The 22,009-nt window shown below is 66.7% G+C and carries 23 protein-coding genes; 9 read left to right on the top strand and 14 right to left on the bottom strand.

All coding sequences use genetic code 11. The annotated features are described in order from the left end of the window. Positions 1-187: 187 nt before the first annotated feature. Positions 188-2,128: a glycoside hydrolase family 127 protein gene (locus RH91_RS17910; protein ID WP_010164490.1), complete on the top strand. Its 1,941-nt coding sequence runs from the start codon at positions 188-190 to the stop codon at positions 2,126-2,128. A 100-nt stretch (positions 2,129-2,228) separates the two neighbouring features. Here RH91_RS17910 and RH91_RS17905 read toward each other — a convergent pair whose 3' ends face one another. From RH91_RS17905 to RH91_RS17895, 3 genes are all read right to left on the bottom strand, one after another. Next, positions 2,229-3,251 (bottom strand): alpha/beta fold hydrolase, encoded by a 1,023-nt coding sequence (locus tag RH91_RS17905; protein ID WP_010164488.1) that lies wholly within the window; start codon positions 3,249-3,251, stop codon positions 2,229-2,231. 257 nt (positions 3,252-3,508) lie between these two features. Beyond that, positions 3,509-5,203, bottom strand: coding sequence for a M28 family metallopeptidase (locus RH91_RS17900; RefSeq protein WP_010164486.1), 1,695 nt, complete (start codon positions 5,201-5,203; stop codon positions 3,509-3,511). 194 nt (positions 5,204-5,397) lie between these two features. Further along, positions 5,398-7,188, bottom strand: a complete 1,791-nt coding sequence (locus tag RH91_RS17895) for a sensor domain-containing diguanylate cyclase (protein ID WP_010164484.1) — start codon at positions 7,186-7,188, stop codon at positions 5,398-5,400. Positions 7,189-7,380: 192 nt separating this feature from the next. Between RH91_RS17895 and RH91_RS22880 the strand changes: the two genes are divergently transcribed. Next, a complete protein-coding gene (locus RH91_RS22880) occupies positions 7,381-7,548 on the top strand; it encodes a hypothetical protein (protein WP_010164482.1) in 168 nt (55 codons plus the stop codon). A 27-nt stretch (positions 7,549-7,575) separates the two neighbouring features. Here RH91_RS22880 and RH91_RS17890 read toward each other — a convergent pair whose 3' ends face one another. Continuing rightward, the gene (locus RH91_RS17890) at positions 7,576-8,865 is read right to left on the bottom strand and encodes an MFS transporter (RefSeq protein WP_010164481.1); all 1,290 of its coding nucleotides are present in this window, start codon (positions 8,863-8,865) and stop codon (positions 7,576-7,578) included. Positions 8,866-9,016: 151 nt separating this feature from the next. Between RH91_RS17890 and pgsA the strand changes: the two genes are divergently transcribed. Genes pgsA through RH91_RS17875 form a run of 3 tightly spaced genes read left to right on the top strand, consistent with a single transcriptional unit; the run spans position 9,017 to position 10,280 of the window. Next, positions 9,017-9,583 (top strand): CDP-diacylglycerol--glycerol-3-phosphate 3-phosphatidyltransferase, encoded by a 567-nt coding sequence (gene pgsA / locus RH91_RS17885; RefSeq protein ID WP_010164479.1) that lies wholly within the window; start codon positions 9,017-9,019, stop codon positions 9,581-9,583. 2 nt (positions 9,584-9,585) lie between these two features. Further along, positions 9,586-9,843: a molybdopterin converting factor subunit 1 gene (gene moaD / locus RH91_RS17880; protein WP_010164477.1), complete on the top strand. Its 258-nt coding sequence runs from the start codon at positions 9,586-9,588 to the stop codon at positions 9,841-9,843. Next, positions 9,840-10,280 (top strand): molybdenum cofactor biosynthesis protein MoaE, encoded by a 441-nt coding sequence (locus tag RH91_RS17875; RefSeq protein ID WP_010164475.1) that lies wholly within the window; start codon positions 9,840-9,842, stop codon positions 10,278-10,280. The genes moaD and RH91_RS17875 overlap by 4 nt, the downstream gene beginning before the upstream one ends. On the opposite strand, the gene RH91_RS17870 is transcribed toward RH91_RS17875, so the two are convergent. After that, positions 10,277-10,939: a fasciclin domain-containing protein gene (locus tag RH91_RS17870; protein WP_010164473.1), complete on the bottom strand. Its 663-nt coding sequence runs from the start codon at positions 10,937-10,939 to the stop codon at positions 10,277-10,279. The two genes, RH91_RS17875 and RH91_RS17870, sit on opposite strands and share 4 nt — an antisense overlap. A 76-nt stretch (positions 10,940-11,015) precedes the next feature. Further along, the gene (locus RH91_RS17865) at positions 11,016-11,915 is read right to left on the bottom strand and encodes a hydrogen peroxide-inducible genes activator (protein WP_010164472.1); all 900 of its coding nucleotides are present in this window, start codon (positions 11,913-11,915) and stop codon (positions 11,016-11,018) included. Positions 11,916-12,060: 145 nt separating this feature from the next. On the opposite strand from RH91_RS17865, the gene RH91_RS17860 reads away from it, so the two are divergent. Both RH91_RS17860 and RH91_RS17855 read left to right on the top strand, forming a co-directional pair. Further along, positions 12,061-12,603: a peroxiredoxin gene (locus tag RH91_RS17860; RefSeq protein ID WP_010164470.1), complete on the top strand. Its 543-nt coding sequence runs from the start codon at positions 12,061-12,063 to the stop codon at positions 12,601-12,603. Positions 12,604-12,811: 208 nt separating this feature from the next. After that, positions 12,812-13,333, top strand: a complete 522-nt coding sequence (locus tag RH91_RS17855; RefSeq protein WP_010164468.1) for a carboxymuconolactone decarboxylase family protein — start codon at positions 12,812-12,814, stop codon at positions 13,331-13,333. 183 nt (positions 13,334-13,516) lie between these two features. Here the strand turns inward: RH91_RS17855 and RH91_RS17850 are convergent, their stop codons facing one another. Then, entirely contained in the window at positions 13,517-14,296 is a 780-nt protein-coding gene (locus RH91_RS17850; RefSeq protein WP_010164466.1) for a sulfite exporter TauE/SafE family protein, read from the bottom strand. Positions 14,297-14,455: 159 nt separating this feature from the next. On the opposite strand from RH91_RS17850, the gene epsC reads away from it, so the two are divergent. Beyond that, positions 14,456-15,133 carry a serine O-acetyltransferase EpsC gene (gene epsC, locus RH91_RS17845; RefSeq protein ID WP_010164464.1) on the top strand — a complete coding sequence of 226 codons (678 nt, stop codon included), beginning with the start codon at positions 14,456-14,458 and terminating at the stop codon, positions 15,131-15,133. Continuing rightward, positions 15,133-15,477: a DUF2794 domain-containing protein gene (locus RH91_RS17840; protein WP_010164462.1), complete on the top strand. Its 345-nt coding sequence runs from the start codon at positions 15,133-15,135 to the stop codon at positions 15,475-15,477. The genes epsC and RH91_RS17840 overlap by 1 nt, the downstream gene beginning before the upstream one ends. 131 nt (positions 15,478-15,608) lie before the next feature. Here the strand turns inward: RH91_RS17840 and RH91_RS17835 are convergent, their stop codons facing one another. The 7 genes from RH91_RS17835 to pstC all read right to left on the bottom strand — a co-directional run bounded on the left by RH91_RS17835 (position 15,609) and on the right by pstC (position 21,992). Then, the gene (locus RH91_RS17835; RefSeq protein ID WP_010164460.1) at positions 15,609-16,508 is read right to left on the bottom strand and encodes an SDR family NAD(P)-dependent oxidoreductase; all 900 of its coding nucleotides are present in this window, start codon (positions 16,506-16,508) and stop codon (positions 15,609-15,611) included. Between the two features lie 176 nt (positions 16,509-16,684). Further along, on the bottom strand, positions 16,685-17,053 hold the full coding sequence (locus tag RH91_RS17830) for a hypothetical protein (RefSeq protein WP_010164459.1): 369 nt from the start codon (positions 17,051-17,053) through the stop codon (positions 16,685-16,687). 82 nt (positions 17,054-17,135) lie between these two features. Beyond that, positions 17,136-17,828, bottom strand: coding sequence for a phosphate regulon transcriptional regulator PhoB (gene phoB / locus RH91_RS17825; protein WP_010164457.1), 693 nt, complete (start codon positions 17,826-17,828; stop codon positions 17,136-17,138). Between the two features lie 13 nt (positions 17,829-17,841). After that, positions 17,842-18,546 (bottom strand): phosphate signaling complex protein PhoU, encoded by a 705-nt coding sequence (gene phoU / locus RH91_RS17820; RefSeq protein ID WP_010164455.1) that lies wholly within the window; start codon positions 18,544-18,546, stop codon positions 17,842-17,844. 11 nt (positions 18,547-18,557) lie between these two features. Next, the gene (pstB, locus tag RH91_RS17815; RefSeq protein ID WP_010164453.1) at positions 18,558-19,328 is read right to left on the bottom strand and encodes a phosphate ABC transporter ATP-binding protein PstB; all 771 of its coding nucleotides are present in this window, start codon (positions 19,326-19,328) and stop codon (positions 18,558-18,560) included. After that, the gene (gene pstA / locus RH91_RS17810) at positions 19,325-20,623 is read right to left on the bottom strand and encodes a phosphate ABC transporter permease PstA (protein ID WP_010164452.1); all 1,299 of its coding nucleotides are present in this window, start codon (positions 20,621-20,623) and stop codon (positions 19,325-19,327) included. The genes pstB and pstA overlap by 4 nt, the downstream gene beginning before the upstream one ends. After that, a complete protein-coding gene (gene pstC, locus RH91_RS17805; RefSeq protein WP_010164449.1) occupies positions 20,616-21,992 on the bottom strand; it encodes a phosphate ABC transporter permease subunit PstC in 1,377 nt (458 codons plus the stop codon). Before pstC ends, pstA begins: the two co-directional genes overlap by 8 nt. Positions 21,993-22,009 lie beyond the last annotated feature (17 nt).

Here is a 22,009-nt window from a genome sequence, read left to right as displayed (position 1 = left end):
GTCCGAGCTTTCAAAGCAGATCATTCCGGGCTTTCGAACCCGAACCCCTCCTAGCGTCGTGCAGCGAAACTCCCGCTAAAGAAAATCTTCGGGTTCGACAGCCGTGGATGACGCCGGTCGCAGGGGGCTGACACCAGGTCTGATATCGGTATAGTCGGACTATAAGAAGCCTGACGGGAGAGATGCGGTGTCGGACGGTGGTTGCTGCGCAGGACCTTCGCGCAGAGCGTTCCTCGCGAGCGCGGGGGTCGGCGCGCTGATCGCCGGCGCACCTGGTGTCGCCGCGCCTCCGCTTACGCCGCGCGCGCTCGGCACGGCGCGGTTGCAACCGTTCGATCTGGCGGATGTCGATCTTGGTGAGGGCCCGTTCCTCCACGCGCAGCGCAAGACCGAGGCGTATCTGCTCAGCCTCGACCCCGACCGGATGCTCCACGCCTTCCGAGTCAACGCCGGGCTGAAACCGAAGGCCGCGGTCTATGGCGGGTGGGAATCCGATCCGATCTGGGCGGACATCAATTGCCAGGGGCATACGCTCGGCCATTATCTGTCGGCCTGCGCGCTCGCCTATCGCTCTACGCGCAAGCCGGCGTTCCGGCAGCGGATCGACCATATCGCGCGCGAGCTTGCCGCGTGTCAGGATGCGGCTAGGTCCGGCCTGGTCTGCGCGTTTCCCAAGGGGCCGGCGCTGGTCGCTGCGCATCTGCGGGGGGACGCGATCACCGGCGTGCCGTGGTACACGCTGCACAAGGTCTTCGCTGGCCTGCGCGACGCCACATTGATGGCGGACAGCGCGGAATCGCGTGCGGTGCTGCTGCGACTGGCGGACTGGGCGGTGGTGGCGACGCGCCCGCTGAGCGACGCGCAGTTCGAGACGATGCTCGAGACCGAACATGGCGGAATGAACGAGGTCTTCGCCGACCTGTATCTGATGACGGGAAACCCCGACTACCGGACGATGGCCGAGCGTTTCTCGCACAAGGCGCTGCTGACGCCGCTCGCCGCCGGGCGTGACCAGCTCGACGGGCTTCACGCCAATACGCAGCTCCCCAAGATCGTCGGTTTCCAGCGCGTTTTCGAGGCGACCGGCACGCCGCACTATCACGAGGCGGCGGCATTCTTCTGGCGGACGGTCGCGCTGACGCGTTCGTTCGCGACCGGCGGGCACGGCGACAACGAGCATTTCTTCCCGATGGCGGAGTTCGACAAGCACGTCTTCTCGGCCAAGGGCTCGGAGACGTGCGGCCAGCACAACATGCTCAAGCTGACCCGCGCGCTGTTCCTGCAGGATCCGCAGGCCGAGTATGCGGATTATTACGAGCGCACGCTCTACAATGGGATCCTCGCGTCGCAGGACCCCGACACCGGGATGGTGACCTATTTCCAAGGCGCACGGCCGGGGTACATGAAGCTGTACCACACGCCCGAGCATTCCTTCTGGTGCTGCACCGGCACGGGGATGGAAAACCACGTGAAGTACCGCGATTCGATCTACTTCCACGATGACAAGGCGCTGTACGTGAACCTGTTCGTTCCGTCCGCGGTGCGGTGGCGCGAGAAGGGCGTCGCGCTGCGGCAGGAAACGCGCTTCCCCGATGCACCGACGACGACGCTGCACTGGACCGTCGAGCGCCCGACCGACGTGACGCTCCAGTTACGCCATCCGCGCTGGAGCCGAAGCGCGATCGTGCTGGTCAACGGGGTCGAGGCGGCGCGTTCGGATACTCCCGGCAGCTATGTGAAGCTCGCGCGGACGTGGCACAGTGGCGACACCGTCGAGTTGCGACTGGCGATGGAGGTCGTTCCCGATCAGGCCCCGGCCGCGCCCGATATCGTCGCGTTCAGCTATGGGCCGATGGTGCTGGCCGGGGTGCTCGGGCGGGAAGGTCTCGCGCCCGGCGCGGACGTGATTATCAACGAACGGAAATACGGCGAGTATAACGCCGGGCCCGTCACCGTGCCGACGCTGGTGGGGAACCCGGCGACGCTCGCCGCGCAGGTGCGCAAGGCGGACGGTCCGCTCGAATTCACGATCCCGGCGGCGGACCGGACGGCGGTTCGGCTGGTCCCGTATCACCGCGTCGCGCATGATCGTTATGCGACCTACTGGCGGATCAGCCCGGCAGTGTGACGTACTCACCCCATCCGTTCGCTTCGAGCGTAGTCGAGAAGCCAGCGCTGTGCCGGGTTTCTCGACTTCGCTCGAAACGAACGGTGGGGATTGTGAGGCTTTACCGCGTCGGCGGGCTGCGCAGTTCCGCCAGCAACGTCGCGTTGAAGCCGGCTGGATCTTCCACCTGCGGCGCATGGCCCGAACCCGCGATCCGGACGAGATGCGCGCCGGGGATACGTTTCGCCGCATCTTCCGCAGCTTGCGGGACGGTCTGGACACGCTCGCGCATCGCCGTGGGGGCACTGTTCGCGCGGAACGCGGTGCGGTCACGCTGGCCGATGATCAGCGAGACCGGGGGCGCGAGCCGGGCGAGTTCGGCGGCGACCGGCTGCGTCTCGATCATGTCCGACAGCCGTGCCTGCGCATCGCGGACGATCGCCCCGTCGGGACTGGCATATTGCCCGGCGAGCATCGCGACCCAGCGGTCGTATTCGGGGCGCCACGCACCGTGATAGTAATTGCGCAACTGATACGCCTTGATCGACGCCGCGTCGGTCTTGGCTTCCTCCTGCCGGAGCGCGCCGAGCTCGGTATAGGGCACGCCTTGCGCCAACGTATCGTTGAGACCCAGCGGGTTGATGAGCACGAGCTGCTCGACCCGGTCGGGATATTGCAGCGCGAACCGCGCGCCGAGAATCCCGCCGGTCGAATGGCCGACCAGCGTGATCTTGCCGACCCCCGCCTGGTCGAGCAGCCCCCGCGTCAGCGCGCCGAGCGCCTGGAAGCTGTACTGATAGCCTTCGGGCTTGGAGGATTTGCAGAAGCCGATCTGGTCGGGCGCGATGACGCGATAGCCCGCGGTTACCAGCGCGGCGATCGTGTCCTGCCACGTCGCCGCGCAGAAATTCTTGCCGTGGAGCAGGACGACGGTGCGGCCGTTGGCCTTTCCCTGCGGCGGCACGTCGAGATACGCCATGCGGACGGGCGCGCCCTGCGATTGCGCTTCATACCAGTGGACCGGGTAGGGGTAGTCGAACCGTTCGAGGTTTGCGCCGAGGGGTTTGGTCGGGGTGGGGAGCGGTGCGGCGACGCCTGCGGTGCCAAGGGTCGCGAGCAGGAGTAGGGCGGAGGCACGGCGCATATATAAAAACCTTGGTTCTGAGGATGCTAACCGTAGAAGATATTCCGCGGCACATAAGCGAAGCGGTCTGTGGCCAGACCGAACTTGCTTCCCCGGCTAAGGCCGGGGCCCAGTCGAGGTGGTCGAGGTACCGAAGCGCACGCGCTTGAAACGCCCGTCTCGCTACTGGGCCCCGGCCTTCGCCGGGGAAGCGCCGTGATTACGCCAGGTTTAGTCCCAATGCTCTGCCGGGCAGGACGTCCCTGCCGCCCGCAGCATCACCGCGACGGTCGGCTCTTGTCGCGGATCGCCTTGAATTCGGACCCTGCCTTCCACTCGGGCCAGACCGTCGAGTTGGCAAGCTGTGCGCCGATCGTCCCGATCAGGTCGATGTCCTGCACCGCGCCGTCCAGCTTCCAGTCCTTGCTCCACGCGTCGCAGGCCTGGTGGTAGCATTGCCCGGTATAGGCATCGATCCAGGCCTGCCCCGCGGCAGTCCCGCCCTGCTTGAGGTCGGACGCGCCGGCGATCCCCATCAGCAGCAGCGTCGGCACGCCCTGCTTGGCAAAGGAGAAATGGTCCGCGCGGTAGAACAGCCCGCGCTCGGGCAGGCCCTCGGGCGTCAGGTGCCGCCCCTGCGTCGCCGCGACACGCGCCATGTCACCCTCGAGGCTGTTCTGGCCTGCGCCGACGAGCACGACGTCCTTCGCCAGCCCGGCGGTCTGGAGGATGTCGATCGTCAGGTTGGCGACGGTCTTCGCCATCGGCACGGTCGGATGCGTCGCATAATATTCGGACCCGAGCAGCCCGCGCTCCTCGGCGGTCCAGGCGGCGAACACTACCGATCGCTTGGGCGCAGGCGCGGCCTTCAGATTGCGCGCGATCTCGAACAGGCCCGCGATCCCGAGCGCATCGTCGTTCGCGCCCGCGCGGTAGATGCGGCCCTGCGCATCGGGCTTGCCCGCGCCATAGGCGTCCCAATGCGCGCCGAACATCACCGCTTCGTCGGGGCGTTCGCTCCCGGGGATACGCGCGAGGACGTTGTAGCTCGCGACCTGTTCCTGCGCGACCGGCACGTCCGCGGTGAAGGTCACGCCCTTGAGCGTCACCGGGCGGAAGTCCGCCTTGCGCGCCGCGACGCGGAGCTGCGCGAGGTCGAACCCGGCGGCGGCGAACACGCGCGTCGCTGCATCGTTCGCGATCCAGCCCTGGAGCGCGACGCTGGTCAGCTTGGACGGATCGCGGACGATATCGTAATTCTCGCCGCCGCTGCTGACGACGACGTTCCAGCCATAGCCGGCCCCGGCGGTGTCATGGACGATCAGCGCGCCGATCGCGCCACGCCGCGCGGCTTCCTCGAACTTGTAGGTCCAGCGGCCGTAATAGGTCATCGTGCGCCCGCCGAATTTCCCGGCGACGGGTTCGCCCTTGGCTGCCGCGAAGTCGGGATCGTTGACCAGGAACACCGCGACCTTGCCCTTGAGGTCAGCGTCCTTGAAGTCGTCCCACTGGCGCTCGGGCGCAGTCACGCCATAGCCGACGAAGACGAGCGGGGCGGCGGCGATCTTCGCGACGTCATCAGGGCGGATCGTCGAGACGTAGATGTCCTTCGCCTGTTCGGCGGGAAGCGCGCCCTTGGGGGAATCGAACCGCAACGTCTTCGGCGTGCCCAACCGCGTGTGGATCAGCGGGACCTTCTGGACCCAGCCGCCGTCAGGCCCGGCGGGCTCGAGCCCGAGCGCCTGGAAGCGCGCGACGAGATAGCCGATCGTCCGGTCCTCGCCGCGCGTGCCCGGCGCGCGGCCCTCGAACAGGTCCGACGCGAGCGTGCGGACGCTCTGCTCGATCCGTACCGGGTCGGTCGCGACCTGCGCGGAGACGGGGAGCGCGACGCCAACTGCAAGCAGCGCGGCAAGGCGAGTGGCGTGGCGTGTAGCGGCGCGTTTAGCCGGGCGGGGGGGCGATGTGGTCATGGGGCGAGCTTAGGTCGTCTTTTCCGCGCCGCCAACGCAAAGTCCGATTTTTCGCGCGCCTTTTGCGAACCTTCTGCCAGGGCGGGGGCGAGGCGCGTCGAATCGGGAAGACATCGCCTTGCGTGGCTGCGGATCCGAGCGCCGGAAACGATCGGGACCGCCGGTCCGGTGCGCCATCAGCGCCCGGGGCTAGATCATGCCGCGATCCGGAGCCGGTTGCGGCCATGGCGCTTGGCTTCATACAAAGCGGTGTCGGCACGCTTCAGGATCGATAGCGCCGTGCCGCCGGGCACGATCTCGGCCAGCCCGATGCTGGCGGTGACGCTGATCGACTGCCCGCCGTCGAGCGGGATTCGCAGCGCGCGGATCGCCTCGCGCAGGCGGTCTGCCGCCGCCTCCGCATCCGCCATCGACGCCCCGCCGAAGATCACGCAGAACTCCTCGCCGCCGATCCGCGCCACCAGGTCGCGGCTGCGGCAGAAGCGCATCGCCTCGCTGGCGACCGCCTGCAGCACGATGTCGCCGACCGCGTGGCCATAGCCGTCGTTGATCCGCTTGAAATGATCGAGGTCGAGGATCGCGAGACTCCCGGCGCGCGCGCTGGACCACGCCGCCTGCGTCGCGTCGCAGCGCTGCTCGAGCTGCTCGAGGAACGCGCGGCGGTTGGCAAGGCCGGTCAGCGGGTCGAGCCGGGCCTCGCGCGTCAGCGACAGTTCGAGACGCTTGCGCTCCGAAACGTCACGGATCGACCCGACGATGCCGAGCGACTCCCCCTGCGCGGTGACGGCGCGCAGCGACGCCTCGAACCAGCGGCGGCCGTCGGGTTCTTCGCGGGGGCCGCGATACTGGACGATGACCGGCTTCCCGGGGGCTTGCAGGGCCTGTCGGTACGCAACCGCCACCACCGCGAGGTCATCCTCGAATACGAAGCCGCTCGCATGGCTGCCGACCACCGCGTCGGACGGCAGTCCGGTCATGTCCGCGATCGCGGAGGAGGCGTAGCGGACGGTTCCGTCGGCGGCGACGTCGATGATCGCGTCGCCCAGCGCGTCGGCGATCGTGCGATAGCGCGCCTCGCTTTCGCGCCAGCGGTCGGCAACGATGCGCAATTGCGTCAGCAGCGACGCGACCGGCAGCACCAGCAATCCCGCGCAGGCGATATAGCCTTGCAGCAGCAACGCCTTTTCTCCCGGTGACCCCGGCACCAGGTTGATCGGCCCGCGCCCGTAAGCGGTCAGCACCGCGCCGCTCACTCCGACGATGACCATGCTGGCAATCGCCGCGAACCGGCCCCCGCGGACGGTGGCGAGCACCATCGGCAGCAATGGCAGGAACAGGATCGGGGCGGTCTTCTGATAGAAGACGATCAGCGCGGTCACTCCGACGGTGAGCAGCAACGCGGCGTTGGCGAGCCAGTCGGCCCGGCACCAGCGCAGGCTGCGCAGGCTGGTCGTCCGGGTAAAGAGGATCGCGGCCACCGGCGTGATCATTACCGCACCGAGACCGTGCGCTGCCACCCAATGCAGGAAGTTGCTCCAGAAGGGCGCGCGAACGAACACCGCGACGACCGCGCCGGCAAACAATCCCGAGACGGCGGGCGCGACGATCCCGGCAAGCGCGATGAACCACACCATGCCGCGCACGGTGTTGATATCGAATTCGCGCCCGAGCACGCGTCGCAGCAGCAATGCGGCGAGGACGGGCTCGAGCAGGAGGACCGGGGTCAGGAACGGGACGCTTCTCCAGCCGATCCCGACGGTGACGATCTCAAGGACGCACGCCACGCCGCACCACAGCAAGGACGGGCCCCAACGGCGCGGCGGCAGCGTTACCAGCCGCGCGAGCAACAGCCCGGCCGCGCCCCAGACATAGGCCACGCCGCCATCGAACCGCGCGAAGCTGACCGACGCCGCGGCCGCCAGGAAGAAGATGAAGCCAAGCAGGAACGCCTGCGCATGATCGGAAAGACGGATACGCGTCAACATGCGTCAGGTTAACGGCCGATTTGGTCAACGTCTGGTTAACGACGCCAGCCCCGACGAAACTTTCGAAGCGTCGTGGCTCCCGCGACACGCGGATCTAAGGTCCGGGGATGCCAATACGAGTCCCATTATGGCGCGCCTGTTAACCGCGACTGGCTCTGGCCGAAATCGTAAACAAAGCGTTAATTGGCTGCCATGCAACGCACTCTTCCGCTCCGCGCGCAAACCGCCCGTCATCCCTTCCGGCAGACCGTCGCCGCCGCGCGCAGCGCACGCGTCCGCGCGCGCGACGATTCGGACGTGCGGCTGTTCGTCCTCAGCTTCTCGGCATTCTTCGTGTGCTTCTACACGTTCATTTTCTGACCGGGGATTGACCGGGGACGCGCCCGGTCAGTCGCAGGCGACGTGGAGCTTCCACGCGATCCACGCCGATACCGGGCACATCGCGGCGACCACCAGCAACAGATTGTCCGGGGAGACGCCCAGCAGCGTCAGGCCCTGCACCCCGATCGCGCCGACCGTCATCGCGCCGGCGTTGACGACATTGTTCGCCGCCACGGTCCGCGCGGTCTCGTCCTTCGAGACGGTGGTGGTGAGGAAGGCGTAAAGCGGGACGACGAACATGCCGCCGGTGACCGCGATTCCCATCAGCACGAGTACGAGCAGGATGGCCCGCGGCAGCGCGATGAAGCTCGCCAGGTCGTACAACGTCCCGACCGGCGCTTCCGGCCAGCCGCGCACCAGCAACGAGAACAGCACGACGAACCCGCCCATCGCGAGCACCGACGCAGGCGCATATTTGGCCGACGTATGCCCCTTGAGCAGCGAGTTGATCAGCACCGAGCCGACCGCGACGCCGATCGAGAACAGCGCGGTCATCAGCGTGAAGACATGCTTGTCCGCGGTCAGCACGTTCTTGGCGAGCGGAAGGAACACGATGATGAGGATCGACCCCATCGTCCAGAAGAAGCTGATCGCACAGATTGCGAGGAACAGCCGCCGGATGTGCATCGTCCCCGAAATCAGCCGCCACGACGACGTGAACGGGTTGAAGTTGACGACCAGTTCCTTGCCCTCGCGCGCGGCGGGGGGAACCTTGAGCGATACCGCCCAGCCGACGATAGCGACCGCGAGCACCGCGATGGCCGCGTGCTGCACCGCCATGAAACCACCGAGGATCGTCCCCAGCAGGATCGCGAGATAGGTCGCCGATTCGACGAGTCCGGTCCCGCCGAGCACTTCGTCCTCATGCAAATGCTGTGGCAGGATCGCATATTTGATCGGACCGAAGAACGCCGAATGGACGCCCAGGCACAGCGTCGCGAACAGCATCAGCACCAGGCCGAACGTCGCAAAGCCGGTCCACGCGAGCATCAATCCGCCAGCGCCGATCACCATGATCAGGATCTCCGCGGTCTTGACGATCCGGATGATCTTGGCCTTGTCGTTCGTATCCGCCAGCTGCCCGGCCAGCGCCGAGAAGAGGAAGAAGGGCAGAATGCCAAGGGCGGTGGCCAAAGCCGTAAAATTCTGTTCCAGTTTGGGATCCGCGAAGATCTTGTAGATCGCGAATTGCACCATCACCGTCTTGAACAGATTGTCGTTGAACGCACCGAGGAACTGGGTGACGAACAACGGCAGAAAACGGCGCTCCTTCAGCAAGCCGAGCGCGTTGAGCATGATGGGATCGTTGCCTCGATATGGCCGGAATAAGCCCCGTCCATAGCGCAGGCTTGCCGCAAGCGGCAACCCGCCATTCGGTAAACCCTTTGGGGCAGGCGAATTATCGCACGGGCTTTCGCCGGAGCCGGTGCGCCGCTAGAGCAGCAGGGTGTTGACGCTCCCCAACCTCCTCACCCTGTCGCGGATCGTCGCGATACCCCTGCTCGCGTGGTTCCTGTGGTGGCCGGACTGGATCGACGGCTATGCCGCCGGGTTCGTGCTTTACTGCCTGATGGGGATCACCGATTATTTCGACGGCTATCTCGCGCGGACGCAGGGCACGGTGTCGAAGCTCGGGGTATTCCTCGATCCGATCGCGGACAAGATCATGGTCGCGGCGGTCATCCTGCTGCTGGTGGGCACACGCGGGGCGCAACCCGCGATCATCCCGGGCATCCACCAGATCGCGGCGCTCGTGATCCTGCTGCGCGAGATCGCGGTATCGGGGCTGCGTGAGTTCCTCGCGCAATTGCAGGTTTCTGTGCCGGTCTCGAAACTGGCGAAATGGAAGACGACGCTGCAGCTCGTGTCGCTCGGCGCGCTGATCCTCGGCGGCGCGCTGCCGGCCGCGCCGTGGGTCGATCAGGTCGGCCTGTGGACCCTTTGGGGCGCCGCGGCGCTTACGCTGGTGACGGGCTGGGATTACCTGCGCGTCGGCCTCAAGCATATGGACTGACCGTGACGATCGAACTGCTGTATTTCGCCTGGGTGCGCGAACGGATCGGAACGGCGAGCGAGACGGTTTGCCCGCCCGCCGACGTGACCACCGTTGCCGACCTGATCGACTGGCTTGCGCGGGACAGTGCGGTCCATGCGGCGGCGTTCGTCGACCGGGCGCGGTTGCGCGCGGCGGTCGACCAGACGTTCGTGCCGCTCGATGCGCCGCTCGGCAGTGCGCGCGAAGTCGCGATCTTCCCGCCGGTGACCGGCGGATGATCGCGGTTTCGGTAAGCCCCGGGGTTATCGACGCTGGGGTCGAATTCGGGGCTATTTCCGCCACCGGGGCAGGGGGCATTGCGACGTTCGTGGGGCTGGTGCGCAGCGACGACGGCGTGGCGACCCTGGCGCTAGAACATTATCCCGGCGCGACCGAAGCCGCGCTTGAGGCTCTCGCCGAACAGGCAGTCGCGCGGTGGGATCTGCTCGGCGCGCGCATCACGCACCGGGTCGGGGACATGCATCCCGGGGAGATCGTGGTATTCGTCGGCACGGCCGCGCGGCATCGGGGGGCAGCGCTCGAGGCGTGTGCGTTCCTGATCGATCGGTTGAAGACCGAAGCGCCGTTCTGGAAAAAGGAAACGCGCGGCGACCAGACGAGCTGGGTAGAACCGCGCGGCAGCGACGATGCCGCCGCCGCGCGGTGGAAGGCTTAGTTCAGCTTCGGCAGGACGACGCCGTTGACGACATGGACGACGCCGTTCGACTGGCGGACGTCCGGGGTCTCGACATAGCTCTTGTTGCCATTGACGTCGGTCAGCTGGACCGCGCCATTGGTGATCTCGACCGTCAGCGGCTCGCCTTCGACCGTCGTCAGCACGGCCTTGCCGCCACCGGCGGTTGCCTTCTGCTGCAGGTCGGCCAGCGTGATCGTGCCGGGGACGACGTGATAGGTCAGGACCTTGGCCAGCGTCGCCTTGTTGGCGGGCTTCATCAGCGTGTCGACGGTGCCGGGTGCGAGGCGCGTGAAGGCGTCATTGGTCGGCGCGAACACGGTGAACGGGCCGGGGCCTGCGAGCGTCGTCGCAAGGCCTGCAGCCTTTACCGCCGACACCAGCGTCGAGAGGTTGGGCGCGGCCGACGCGTTGGCGACGATTGTCTTGCTCGTGTCCATCGCGGCACCGCCAACCGTCGGGTTGGTCGTTGCGGTCGGTGCGACCGGGGCGGTCTGGCCGGCGGGAGCCACCGGGGCAGCCTGGCCTGCGGGTGCTGCTGCGGTCGGAGCGGCGGCAGGTGCGGTCTGCGCGGTTGCGGCGGCACCGATCGCGAGTACGCCGGCCATCGCGGTCAGGTACAGGGGGGTCTTGAGGGTCATGAGGCTCTCCAATAAAACAGGCGCGACCCCGAAGGGCTGCGTCCGATAAATACGGTTGAGGGGCGAAATGGTTTCGTCAGGCGGCTTCGGCGAGTGCAGCGGCGAGCAGCTGGAAGTCCTTTTCACGCGGCGATCCGCGCCGCCAGACCAGCGCGATCCGCCGCGACGGGCTCGCCGCATCGAGCGGGCGGGCGATCAGCCCGGTATGGTCGAGGATCCCCGCCTTGATCGCCATTTCGGGGAGCATCGTGAGGCCGAGCCCGTTGTCGATCATCTGCACGATCGTATGGAGCGACGTCCCTAGCATCGTCGCCTCGGCGCGCAATTCGGGGCGCGCACAGGCCGACAGCGCATGGTCCTTGAGGCAGTGCCCGTCCTCGAGCAGCAGCAGCCGCGTCTCGTCGATCTCGGCGGCGGGCATGGCGCGGGTCGCGTCCCCCATCTCGTCGGGCGCACCCGCGATGAACAGGCGATCGTCGAACAGCACCTGCGAATCCACCTCGCCGCAGGCGAACGGGAGCGCCAGCAACACGCAATCGGCACGACCGTGGTGCAGCCCCTCGCACGCCGGGCCGCTCGGCTCCTCGCGCAGGAACAGCTTGAGGTCGGGATAGTCGCGGCGCAACCGCGGCAGGATCCGCGGCAGCATGAACGGCGCGATCGTCGGGATGACGCTCATCCGCATCTCGCCCGACAACGGGCGCCCCGCAGCGCGCGCCATGTCGCCGAGCTCGTCCGCCTCGCGCAACACCCTGCGCGCTTTCTCGGCGATCCGTTCGCCCAGCGGCGTGAAGCGCACGACTCGCCGGGTACGTTCGACCAGCGTTACGCCGATCAGCGTTTCGAGCTCGCGCAGCCCCGCCGACAGCGTCGATTGGGTCACGAAACACGATTCGGCGGCGCGCCCGAAATGACCGTGATCCTGCAGGGCGACCAGATATTGCAGTTGTTTCAACGTCGGTAGGTAGGTTGCCACTCATTACTCCAATCGATCACTGGGGGATAAATAACCACTTGGATCGATAAGACTAGGGCCTATATGAGGCTCCCAACGAGATGGCGCGCCAAGCGCCACGTTTGAGGATGTCGACGAGGCCCCAATTCAACCAGGAGGCCCCATCATGTTGACCATCGGCGACAAGCTCCCCGACTTCACCGTTCCTGTCCAGCAGGGCACCAGCGCGCTTCCGGCGGGCGAGACGCTCAGCCAGGATGCCTTCCCCGGCAAGTGGAAGGTGCTGTTCTACTGGCCGAAGGACTTCACCTTCGTCTGCCCGACAGAGATCGTCGGCTATGCCGGCCTGAAGGGCGACTTCGAGGACCGCGATGCGGTGCTCATCGGCGCATCGACCGACACCGCGCACGTCCACCTCGCCTGGCGCAAGTCGGACCCCGATCTCGCGGCGGCGGATTTCCCGTGGCTCGCGGATAACGGCGGCGTGCTCGCCGCGCAGCTCGGCATTCTCGACAAGAACGAGCATGTCGCATTCCGCGCGACCTTCATCATCGATCCGGACAACGTCATCCAGGCGGTCCAGGTCAACGGCCTCAACGTCGGTCGCAACCCCGCCGAGACGCTCCGCGTGCTCGACGCGCTGCAGACCGACGAACTGTGCCCGTGCAACTGGAACAAGGGCGACGACGTCCTCCAGCTCGCAGCTTAAGTGAAGTCCCCCCTCCCGCTCGCGGGAGGGATCGGCCGTCATGCCGGGGTAAGTCATGCCCCGCATGATTTAGAGATGCGCGGGACGCATCTCGATGCCGGCATGCCGGTCGATGGGAGGGCGTGTCAGCAGACGCGCCCTCCTTTTTCATGTCAGACCCACCCCCAACCCTTTCCGCAAGCGGGAGGGGCGTTAGAAAGTAGAACCCATGTCGCTCAAGGAATTTGCCGGGACGCTCCCGGATTTCGCCAAGGATATCCGCCTCAATGTCGGCTCGCTGCTCAACGAGGCGCATCTGCCAGACCAGCAGAAGTTCGGCCTGTTCCTCTCGTGCGCGCATGCGACGGGCTACAAGCCGCTGGTCGATGCCGCCGAAGCCGAAGTCGCTGGCAAGCTGACCCCCGAGGCGGCCAACGCAGCGCGCGCGGCGGCGGCGGTGATGGCGATGAACAACGTCTATTATCGCTTCACGCATCTCGCGGGGAATGCCGAGTACCAGACCATGCCCGCCAAGCTGCGGATGAACGTGATCGGCCAGCCGGGGATCGACAAGGTCGATTTCGAGCTGTTCAGCCTCGCGGTCAGCGCGATCAACGGCTGCGGCATGTGCATCGATTCGCACGAGCAGATCCTAAAGAAGGCCGGCGCCACCGCCGAGGCGATCCAGACCGCGGTCCGGATCGGCGCGGTGATGAAGGCGGTCGCCACGGTCCACGCCGCGATCAACTAAGCGGTCGCGCTTTTACCCCGGTCCGTCACCCGCGCGAAGGCGGGGATCCATACTGGCTGGCGTCACTGTCGCAAGCAAACCGGCCAGACAATGGATTCCCGCTTTCACGGGAATGACGGACGTGAACAGAGCGACCGCGCGCATCACGGACGTGGGGAGGACAGGCGCGCGAAGCGCAGTCCGTCAGGCGAGCGCCGCCCATACCGAATAGACGCTCGTCACGGTCAGCAACCCGCCGACCATTCCCATCAGCGGCCGCGCCGGAACGCGTTTTGCGAGGACCGCGCCGAACGGAGCCGCGGCCACCCCGCCGATCAGGATTCCGACCGCCTGCAGCGTGAACGCCGAAAAGCCGATCGTGAAGATAAACGTCGCCGAGATCGTCGTCGTCAGGAAAAACTCGGACGTGTTGACCGTCCCGATCGTCTTGCGCGGCTGCGCGCCCTGGACGAGCAGGTTGGAGGTCACCACCGGCCCCCAGCCGCCGCCACCCGCCGCATCGAGGAACCCGCCGATCAGCCCCAGTGGCTCGACGATCTTCGGCTCGCGCGGCTCGACCCGGCCACGCCAGGCGCGGTACAGTAGGTACACGCCGATCGCGGCGAGATACGCCATCACGAACGGCTTTGCGACCTCGGCGTCCACGTTGCTCAGCACATAGGCTCCGAGCACGCCCCCGATCATGCCCGGAATCATCAGCCGGACGAACAGCTTCCAGTCGACGTTGCGATGGAGGACATGGCTGATCCCGGAGGCGGCTGTGGTGAAGCTCTCCACCGCATGGACCGTCGCCGACGCAAGCCGGGGCGGCAGCCCCAGGAACACCACCAGTGCGGTGTTGGTAATGACGCCGAACGCCATGCCGAGCGCCCCGTCGATCATCTGCGCGGCAAAACCGACCGCGACAAATGGCAGCATCGTCCAGACGATCGTGCTCCAGTCGAGCGCAGCGAAATCGGGCATAATCGTCTGTTCTCCGCAGGATATCGGTCGGTTATTGCCGCTAATCCAATATCCTACAAGACCGCTGGAGTATCGATGCCGGCGATCAAGGCGCGCGCGGTCCTTTAATTTGGTCATCCAAACGCCTAGATAGCCCGTCGATACAAGGGGAATAAGCGGATGATGGGACGACTGGTCTCCTATCTCGACTCGATCAAGGCGCGCGATCCGTCGCCCCGCTCGCGGTGGGAGATCCTCACCTATCCGGGCGTGTGGGCGATGGCCTATCACCGGATCGCGAACCGGTTGTTCCGGGCGCGGCTGTTCTTCCTGGCGCGCGCCGTGAACCACATGAGCCGCTTCCTGACGGCGATCGACATCCATCCGGGCGCGAAGATCGGGCGGAATTTTTTCATCGACCACGGCTTCGTCGTGATCGGCGAGACTGCCGAGATCGGTGACAACGTCACGATCTACCAGTGCGTCACGCTCGGCGGGACGAACCCGGACAATGGCGTTCCTGGCAAGCGGCACCCGACGCTGCTCGACGGCGTGATCGTCGGGTCGGGCGCGCAGGTGCTCGGGCCGATCACGGTCGGGGAGGGCGCGCGTGTCGGCGCGAACGCGGTCGTCACGCGGGATGTCCCGCAGGGCGCGACGATGGTCGGCATCCCCGCGCGCGCGACAATGGTCGAGGGCGGGAAGCAGCCTGCGCAGTTCCTCGCCTATGGCACGCCGTGTACCGATGCGTTCGACCCGCAGACGCAGAAGGTCGAGCTGCTGCGCTGTGAATTGGAAACGATGCGCAAGCGGCTCGACGCGCTGCTCGCCGATCAGGACATCCGCGACCGCGCCTGATGGGAACGGTGACTCCCTTTCCGGTCGTCCGGGGCAAGCCGAGCCAGATCGGTTTCGAGCGGCTCGAACTCAACCGCATCCTCGACCTGTACGGGCGGATGGTCGCGGCCGGGATCTGGCGCGATTATGCGGTCGAGTTCGGGCAGGACGTCGCGGTGTTCGCCGCATTCCGGCGCTCGGCCGAACGGCCCGAGGTGCGGATCGAGAAGCGGCCCGAGCTGCGCAACCGGCAGGGGATGTGGGCGCTGGTCAACGAACAGGGCGTCGTGCTCAAGCGCGGGCATGAGCTCGGACCGGTGCTGGCACCGGTCGAGCGGCGGCTGATGAAGGTGGTCGAGGACTAACAGGGGTCAGCGCCGGCCCTTCGACTTCGCTCAGGGCGAACGGAGGGCGGAAGCGTCCCCGGCTCCAACCACCGTTCGGGCTGCGCGAGGTCGAAGCCGGCGCCGGACGCCAGCTTCGACCCCAAGGCGAATCAGCCGCCCTGCAACTTCTTCAGGATGCTCATCGACTGCTCCGCACCATTTTGCGGGGTCAGTTCGCCGGTCCGATCGGTGATCTCGGCCCAATGCGCCGCGATGCCTTCTGGCGACAGATCGTCCCCGGTCAGCAGCTTGCCCTGCGTGAGCGTCACGTACGCCGCCTGGAACACGCCTGCGCCAGCGCCGACGATCATGTTGGTCGGCGCCTCTTCCGACACGAGATACAGCGCGGCGGGCGCCACCTTCTCGGGCGCGAAGGCGGCGAATGCCTCGGCCGGGAACAGGTCCTCGGTCATCCGCGTGCCCGCGGTCGGCGCGATCGTGTTGACCTTGATGTTGTTCTTGGCGCCCTCGATCGCGAGCGTCTTGGTCAGCCCGGCAAGCCCGAGCTTGGCCGCGCCGTAATTGGCCTGGCCGAAATTGCCGTACAGCCCGGTCGACGACGCGGTCATCAGCAGGCGCCCGTAATTCTGTTCGCGCATCGTGTCCCACACTGCCTTCGTGACGTTGGCGGAACCGTTGAGGTGGACGTCGATCACGAACTTGAAATCGGCGGGCTCCATCTTGGCGAAGCTCTTGTCGCGCAGCACGCCGGCGTTGTTGATGACGATATGGACGCCGCCCCAGGCTTCCTTGGCCTTGGCGACCATCTCGACCATCTGCTCATATTCGGTGACGCTGCCGCCGTTCGACATCGCGGTGCCGCCGGCTGCCTCGATCTCCTCGACCACCTTGAGCGCGGCATCGCTGTGCCCGGTCCCGTCGCGCGAGCCGCCGAGATCGTTGACGACGACCTTCGCGCCCCGCTTCGCGAGTTCCAGCGCATAGGCACGGCCCAGACCGCCGCCGGCGCCGGTGACGATCGCGATCTTATCATCGAAACGGATGGACATAATGGCTGCTCCTCTAGCTGCTTTGTCCCGCGTCCTATTCGATTGCACAGGCGGTGCAAGGGGCGGACTCGTCCCGATTCCGACCGATCCCGGACACGAAAATGCCGACGCAGGGGCTTTCCCCTACGTCGGCCTCGTTCGCTAGCGGCGGCGACGCTTGCGCGCCGCCGTCAGCATTATTTGCGCTTGCGATGCATCGCCTTCTTCGCGCCGCCATTGCTGCGCTTGTCGATGCACTGATCCTTCACGGTGCGCGAGCAGGCCGGATATTCGGCGGTCGCCGGCATCGGTGCGGCGGCGGCCGGTGCTGCCATCGGCGGCTGGCCACCCTGGGGTGCCATTGCGGGGGCACCGGCGGGTGCGCCCATTGCGGGGTCGGCAGCGGGGGCTGCGGGGGCCGCAGGCGCCTGCTGCATCGCCGGGTCGGCGGCGGGCTGCGCCGGGTCAGGCTGCTGCATCGACGTGTCGGGGGTTGCAGGGGCGGTCTGCGCGAGGGCAGGCATCGAAACTGCTGCGGCGAGGGCCGCGAACATCATGATCTTCATATAGGATCTCCTACGAACGGGCAGCATTGTGTGCTGCACGGGCGGATGAACGCGCATCCGCCCGCATGGCTCCCAAAAATTCTTACGCTCCCGAATCGAGTGCGTAGCCCGCCGATCGAACGGTGCGGATGATATCGGGCCGATCGCCGCGATTGATCGCCTTGCGCAGCCGCCGGATATGGACGTCGACGGTGCGGCTTTCGATGTCGCTGTCATGCCCCCACACCGCATCGAGCAATCGCTCGCGCGAGAAGACCCAGCCGGGATGCTCGAGGAAGTGCTTGAGAAGACGGAATTCGGTCGGCCCGAGCGGAATGACCTCGCCCGACCGGCGGACCTTGTGGCCGACCGTGTCCATCTCGATGTCCGAATAGGTCAGTTGCTCGCCCGCGAGCGCCGGGCGCACGCGGCGCAGCACCGCGCCGACCCGCGCGACGAGTTCGCGCGGCGAGAAGGGCTTGGTGACATAATCGTCCGCGCCGGTCTCGAGCCCGCGGACACGATCCTCTTCCTCGCCGCGCGCGGTGAGCATGATGATCGGGACGTTCGCGGTCTCGGGCATGCGGCGCAGGCGGCGGCAGACCTCGATCCCCGACAGGCCCTCGACCATCCAGTCGAGCAGGACGATGTCGGGGGTATTCTCCTTGGCGAGCAGCAGCGCCTCTTCCCCGTCGGGCGTCTGCGCGATCTCGAAGTCCTCGCGCTTGAAGTGCCACACGAGCAATTCGGCCAATGCCGCGTCGTCTTCCACCAGCAACATTTTAGCGCGTGCCATGGCGATCACTCCTTCAAGCGGTCGGCGTTAAATAGGACATTGGCCCACGGTCGCGTTCGACCATGTGGGTGCCGGTCGCCGCGAAATACACCATTTCGGCAACGTTCGTCGCATGATCCCCGACACGTTCGAGGTTCTTGGCGATGAAGAGCAACTGCGCGACCTGACCGATCGTCTTTGGGTTTTCCATCATGTGCGTGACGAGCACGCGGAACAGGCTGTTGTAGAAGTCGTCGACCTGCCGGTCGCGCGCGCAAACCTCGACCGCGGCGGCGGCATCGCGTGCTGCGAAGGCGTCGAGTGCGTCGTGGACCATCTGCACCGCGAGCACCGACATGGCGGGGAGCACCGACAGCGGTTCGATCTCGCCGTGGCTTTCGATCGTGGGCACGCGCTTGGCGATGTTCTTGGCGTAATCGCCGATCCGCTCGACCACGCCCGCGATCTTGAGCGCGGCGACGACCTCGCGCAGGTCGTCCGCGAGCGGCGCGCGCAGCGCGATGATCCGCACCGCGAGTTGCTCGACCTCGATCTCGAGCGCGTCGATCCGCTTGTCGCCGTCGATGATCGCGCGCGCACCCTCGAGGTCGTGGAGGCGCAGCGCTTCCATTGCGGCACCGATCGCCTGCTCGGCGAGCCCGCCCATCTGCGCGATGAGACCGCGCAGCTGCCCGATTTCGGCATCGAAGGCTTTGATCGTATGTTCGTTGGTGGGCATGATGTCTCGCCTCAGCCGTAACGGCCGGTGATGTAATCCTTGGTGCGTTCCTGCCGCGGATTGGTGAAGATGTCCGAGGTCGCGCCATATTCGACGAGCGTCCCCAGATGGAAGAAGGCGGTCCGCTGCGAGACGCGCGCGGCCTGCTGCATGTTGTGCGTGACGATCACGATCGCATAGCGGCCCTTGAGCTCGTGGATCAGTTCCTCGATCTTGGCGGTCGCGATCGGGTCGAGCGCGGAGCACGGCTCGTCCATCAGGATTACCTCGGGGTCGACCGCGATCGCGCGCGCGATGCACAACCGCTGCTGCTGCCCGCCCGACAGCGCGGTGCCGCTGTCGCTGAGCCGGTCCTTGACCTCATCCCACAGGCCCGCGCGGCGGAGCGACTGCTCGACCACTTCGGCAAGCTGCGCCTTGTTCGAGGCGAGGCCGTGGATCCGCGGACCGTAAGCGACGTTCTCGAAGATCGACTTGGGGAACGGGTTGGGCTTCTGGAACACCATCCCGACGCGCGCGCGGAGCTGCACCACGTCCATCGAGGGGGCGTAGATATCCTCACCGTCGAGCGTGATGTCGCCCTCGACCCGCGCGCTCGGGATCGTGTCGTTCATCCGGTTGAGCGTGCGCAGGAAGGTCGACTTGCCGCAGCCCGAGGGTCCGATCAGCGAGGTGACGTAGCGCTGGTCGAAGTTGAGCGACACGTCGTCGATCGCCTTCTTCGCGCCGTAGAAGACGCTGACCCGTTTCGCGCAGATCTTGTGTTGGTTTGGAATGCTCACCAGCGGGTCTCGAATTTGTTGCGGAGGTAGATCGCGAAGCCGTTCATCGCGAGCAGGAAGACAAGCAGCACGATGATCGCCGCGCTGGTCTTTTCGACGAAGCCGCGGTCGATCTGGTCGGACCACAGGAAGATCTGGACCGGGAGCACGGTCGACGGATCACTGAGGCGCGCAGGCGGCGCGGAGATGAACGCGCGCATCCCGATCATCAGCAGCGGCGCGGTCTCGCCGAGCGCGCGCGCCATGCCGATGATCGTGCCGGTAAGGATGCCCGGCAGCGCGAGCGGCAGGACGTGATGGAACACCACCTGGACCGGGCTTGCGCCGACACCGAACGCGGCATCGCGGATCGACGGGGGCACGCCCTTGATCGCATTGCGCCCGGCGATGACGATCACCGGCATCGTCATCAACGCGAGCGTCAGCCCGCCGACGATCGACGCCGAGCGCGGCAGCCCGAACGTGCCGAGGAACACCGCAAGACCGAGCAGCCCGAAGATGATCGACGGAACCGCCGCGAGATTGTTGATCGAGACTTCGATCAAATCGGTCCAGCGGTTCCGCGGCGCATATTCCTCGAGATAGAGTGCGGACAGCACGCCGACCGGGAAGGCGATCAGCAACGTCACCACCATCGTGAAGATCGAGCCCTTGAGCGCGCCCCAGATCCCGGCGCGGGTCGGGTCGGTCGAATCCGACGAGGTGAGGAAGGGGAGGTTGAACCCGGTCGAGATCGCGGTCTTCGCCTTCAGCCGCGCGACGGTCGCCTCGTCCTCGGGCGTGCCGGTGCGCTTGGCCGCGATATCGATCGAATCCGCTGCAGGAACCCAGACAATGCTGCGGCCCTTCAGGATCGCAGGATCGTGCTTGATCGCCGCGCGGACCGAAAGCCACGCGCCATCGGACAGCAGTTTGTCGCCGTCCTTGCCATACGCGGCGATCGCGGCGGCGCGGGTCGCCGGCTCGACGCCGGCCCCCGCCAGCGCGAGATCCGCGCCCGGTCCCTTGAGTTGCGCCGGGTCGAGCATCAGCCCGGCGCGTGCGAAATCGACCGGCAGCGCGACCTGCGTCTGCAGGAAGCCGCTCGCGCCATTGTAGACCATCGTCACGAGCAGTACCGCGAGGAACCCTGCCGACATCACCACCGCGGCAAGCCCGAGCAGCCGGAAGCGCCGCTCCGCGGCATAGCGCTGGCGGATCCGGCGCTGCATCGACTGCGTCCGCCAGTCGGTCGGCGCACGCTCCTGCGGCTCGGCGGTGCCGACCGGCACCTGGGCGACGAGGGATTCACTCATAAGCTTCACGGTACCGTTTGACGACCGTCAGCGCGACGATGTTGAGCAGCAGGGTGATGACGAACAGCGTGAGCCCGAGCGCGAAGGCGGCGAGCGTCTTGGGGCTGTCGAACTCGGCCTCGCCGGTCAGCAGGTCGACGATCTGCTTGGTCACGGTGGTCGCGCTGGCGAACGGGTTGAGCGTCAGCGTGGCGACGCCCGACGCGGCCATCACCACGATCATCGTCTCGCCGATCGCGCGCGATACCGCGAGCAGCACACCGCCGACCACGCCCGGGAGCGCGGCGGGCAGCAGCACGCGGCGGATCGTCTCGGACGAGGTCGCGCCCATCGCAAGGCTGCCGTCGCGCATCGCGCCGGGCACGGCGGCGAGCGAATCGTCCGCCATCGAGGAGACGAACGGGATGATCATCACCCCCATCACCAGCCCCGCGGCCAGCGCGCTTTCGGAGCTCGCCCAGGTGATTCCGATCGACACCGCGAAATCGCGCACCGCTGGCGCCACCGTCAGCGCCGCGAAATAGCCGTAGACCACGGTCGGCACGCCCGCGAGCACCTCGAGGATCGGCTTCATCCAGCGCCGGGCGGACGCGGTCGCATATTGCGTGAGATACACCGCGCTCATCAGCCCGAACGGGATCGCCACGATCATCGCGATCACCGCGCCGATCAGGAACGTGCCCCAGAACAGCGGCACCGCGCCGAGCGTCGCGCCGGGGTGCGCCGGGTCGATCACCTGCGGGCTCCAGTGCGTGCCGAACAGGAAATCGGTGATCGGGACCACTTCGAAGAAGCGCCACGATTCGAACAATAGCGACGCCACGATCCCAAGCGTCGTCAGGATCGCGATCAGCGACGCGCAGAGCAACGCGCCCATCACGACGAATTCGATCTTGGTCCGCGCGCGGAAATCGGGGCGGACGCGGGTGAAGGCGAAGCCACCGGTGGCGAACGCCAGCAGCAGCGCGACCGCGGTCCCGATCCAGTCGATCCGCGTCTGCGCGGCGGCGTAAGCGGGCGCGAGCTTCTGCGACAACGGGTTGAACGCGCCGAAACTGCGACCCGCAGCCAGACTGCGCGCCTCGGACAGGATCGCCGCGCGGTCGAACCCCTGCGGCGGCAGCAGCGCGGCGGCGGGATCGTGGAGCACGCTGTTGGTGACGAGCGCGGGCGAGGTCGCCGCCCAGACCGCGAGGAACAAGGCGGCAGGCACGATCGTCCACAGGGCGACATAGCCGCCGAAGTGCGAGGGCAGCGAACTGAAGCGCGCGGTGCTGCCGCGCCGGAAGGCGACCGCGCGCATCCGCGCGGTCAGCCAGCCGATCAGCCCAAGCCCGGCGATGACCAGGAAAAGTGCGAGAAAGGACACTAAATCAGGCTCGTTCT

It is taken from the genome of Sphingomonas sp. PAMC 26617 (genome assembly GCF_000242835.1).
Taxonomy (GTDB): domain Bacteria; phylum Pseudomonadota; class Alphaproteobacteria; order Sphingomonadales; family Sphingomonadaceae; genus Sphingomonas.
This window is presented reverse-complemented; position numbering and strand designations above follow the sequence as displayed.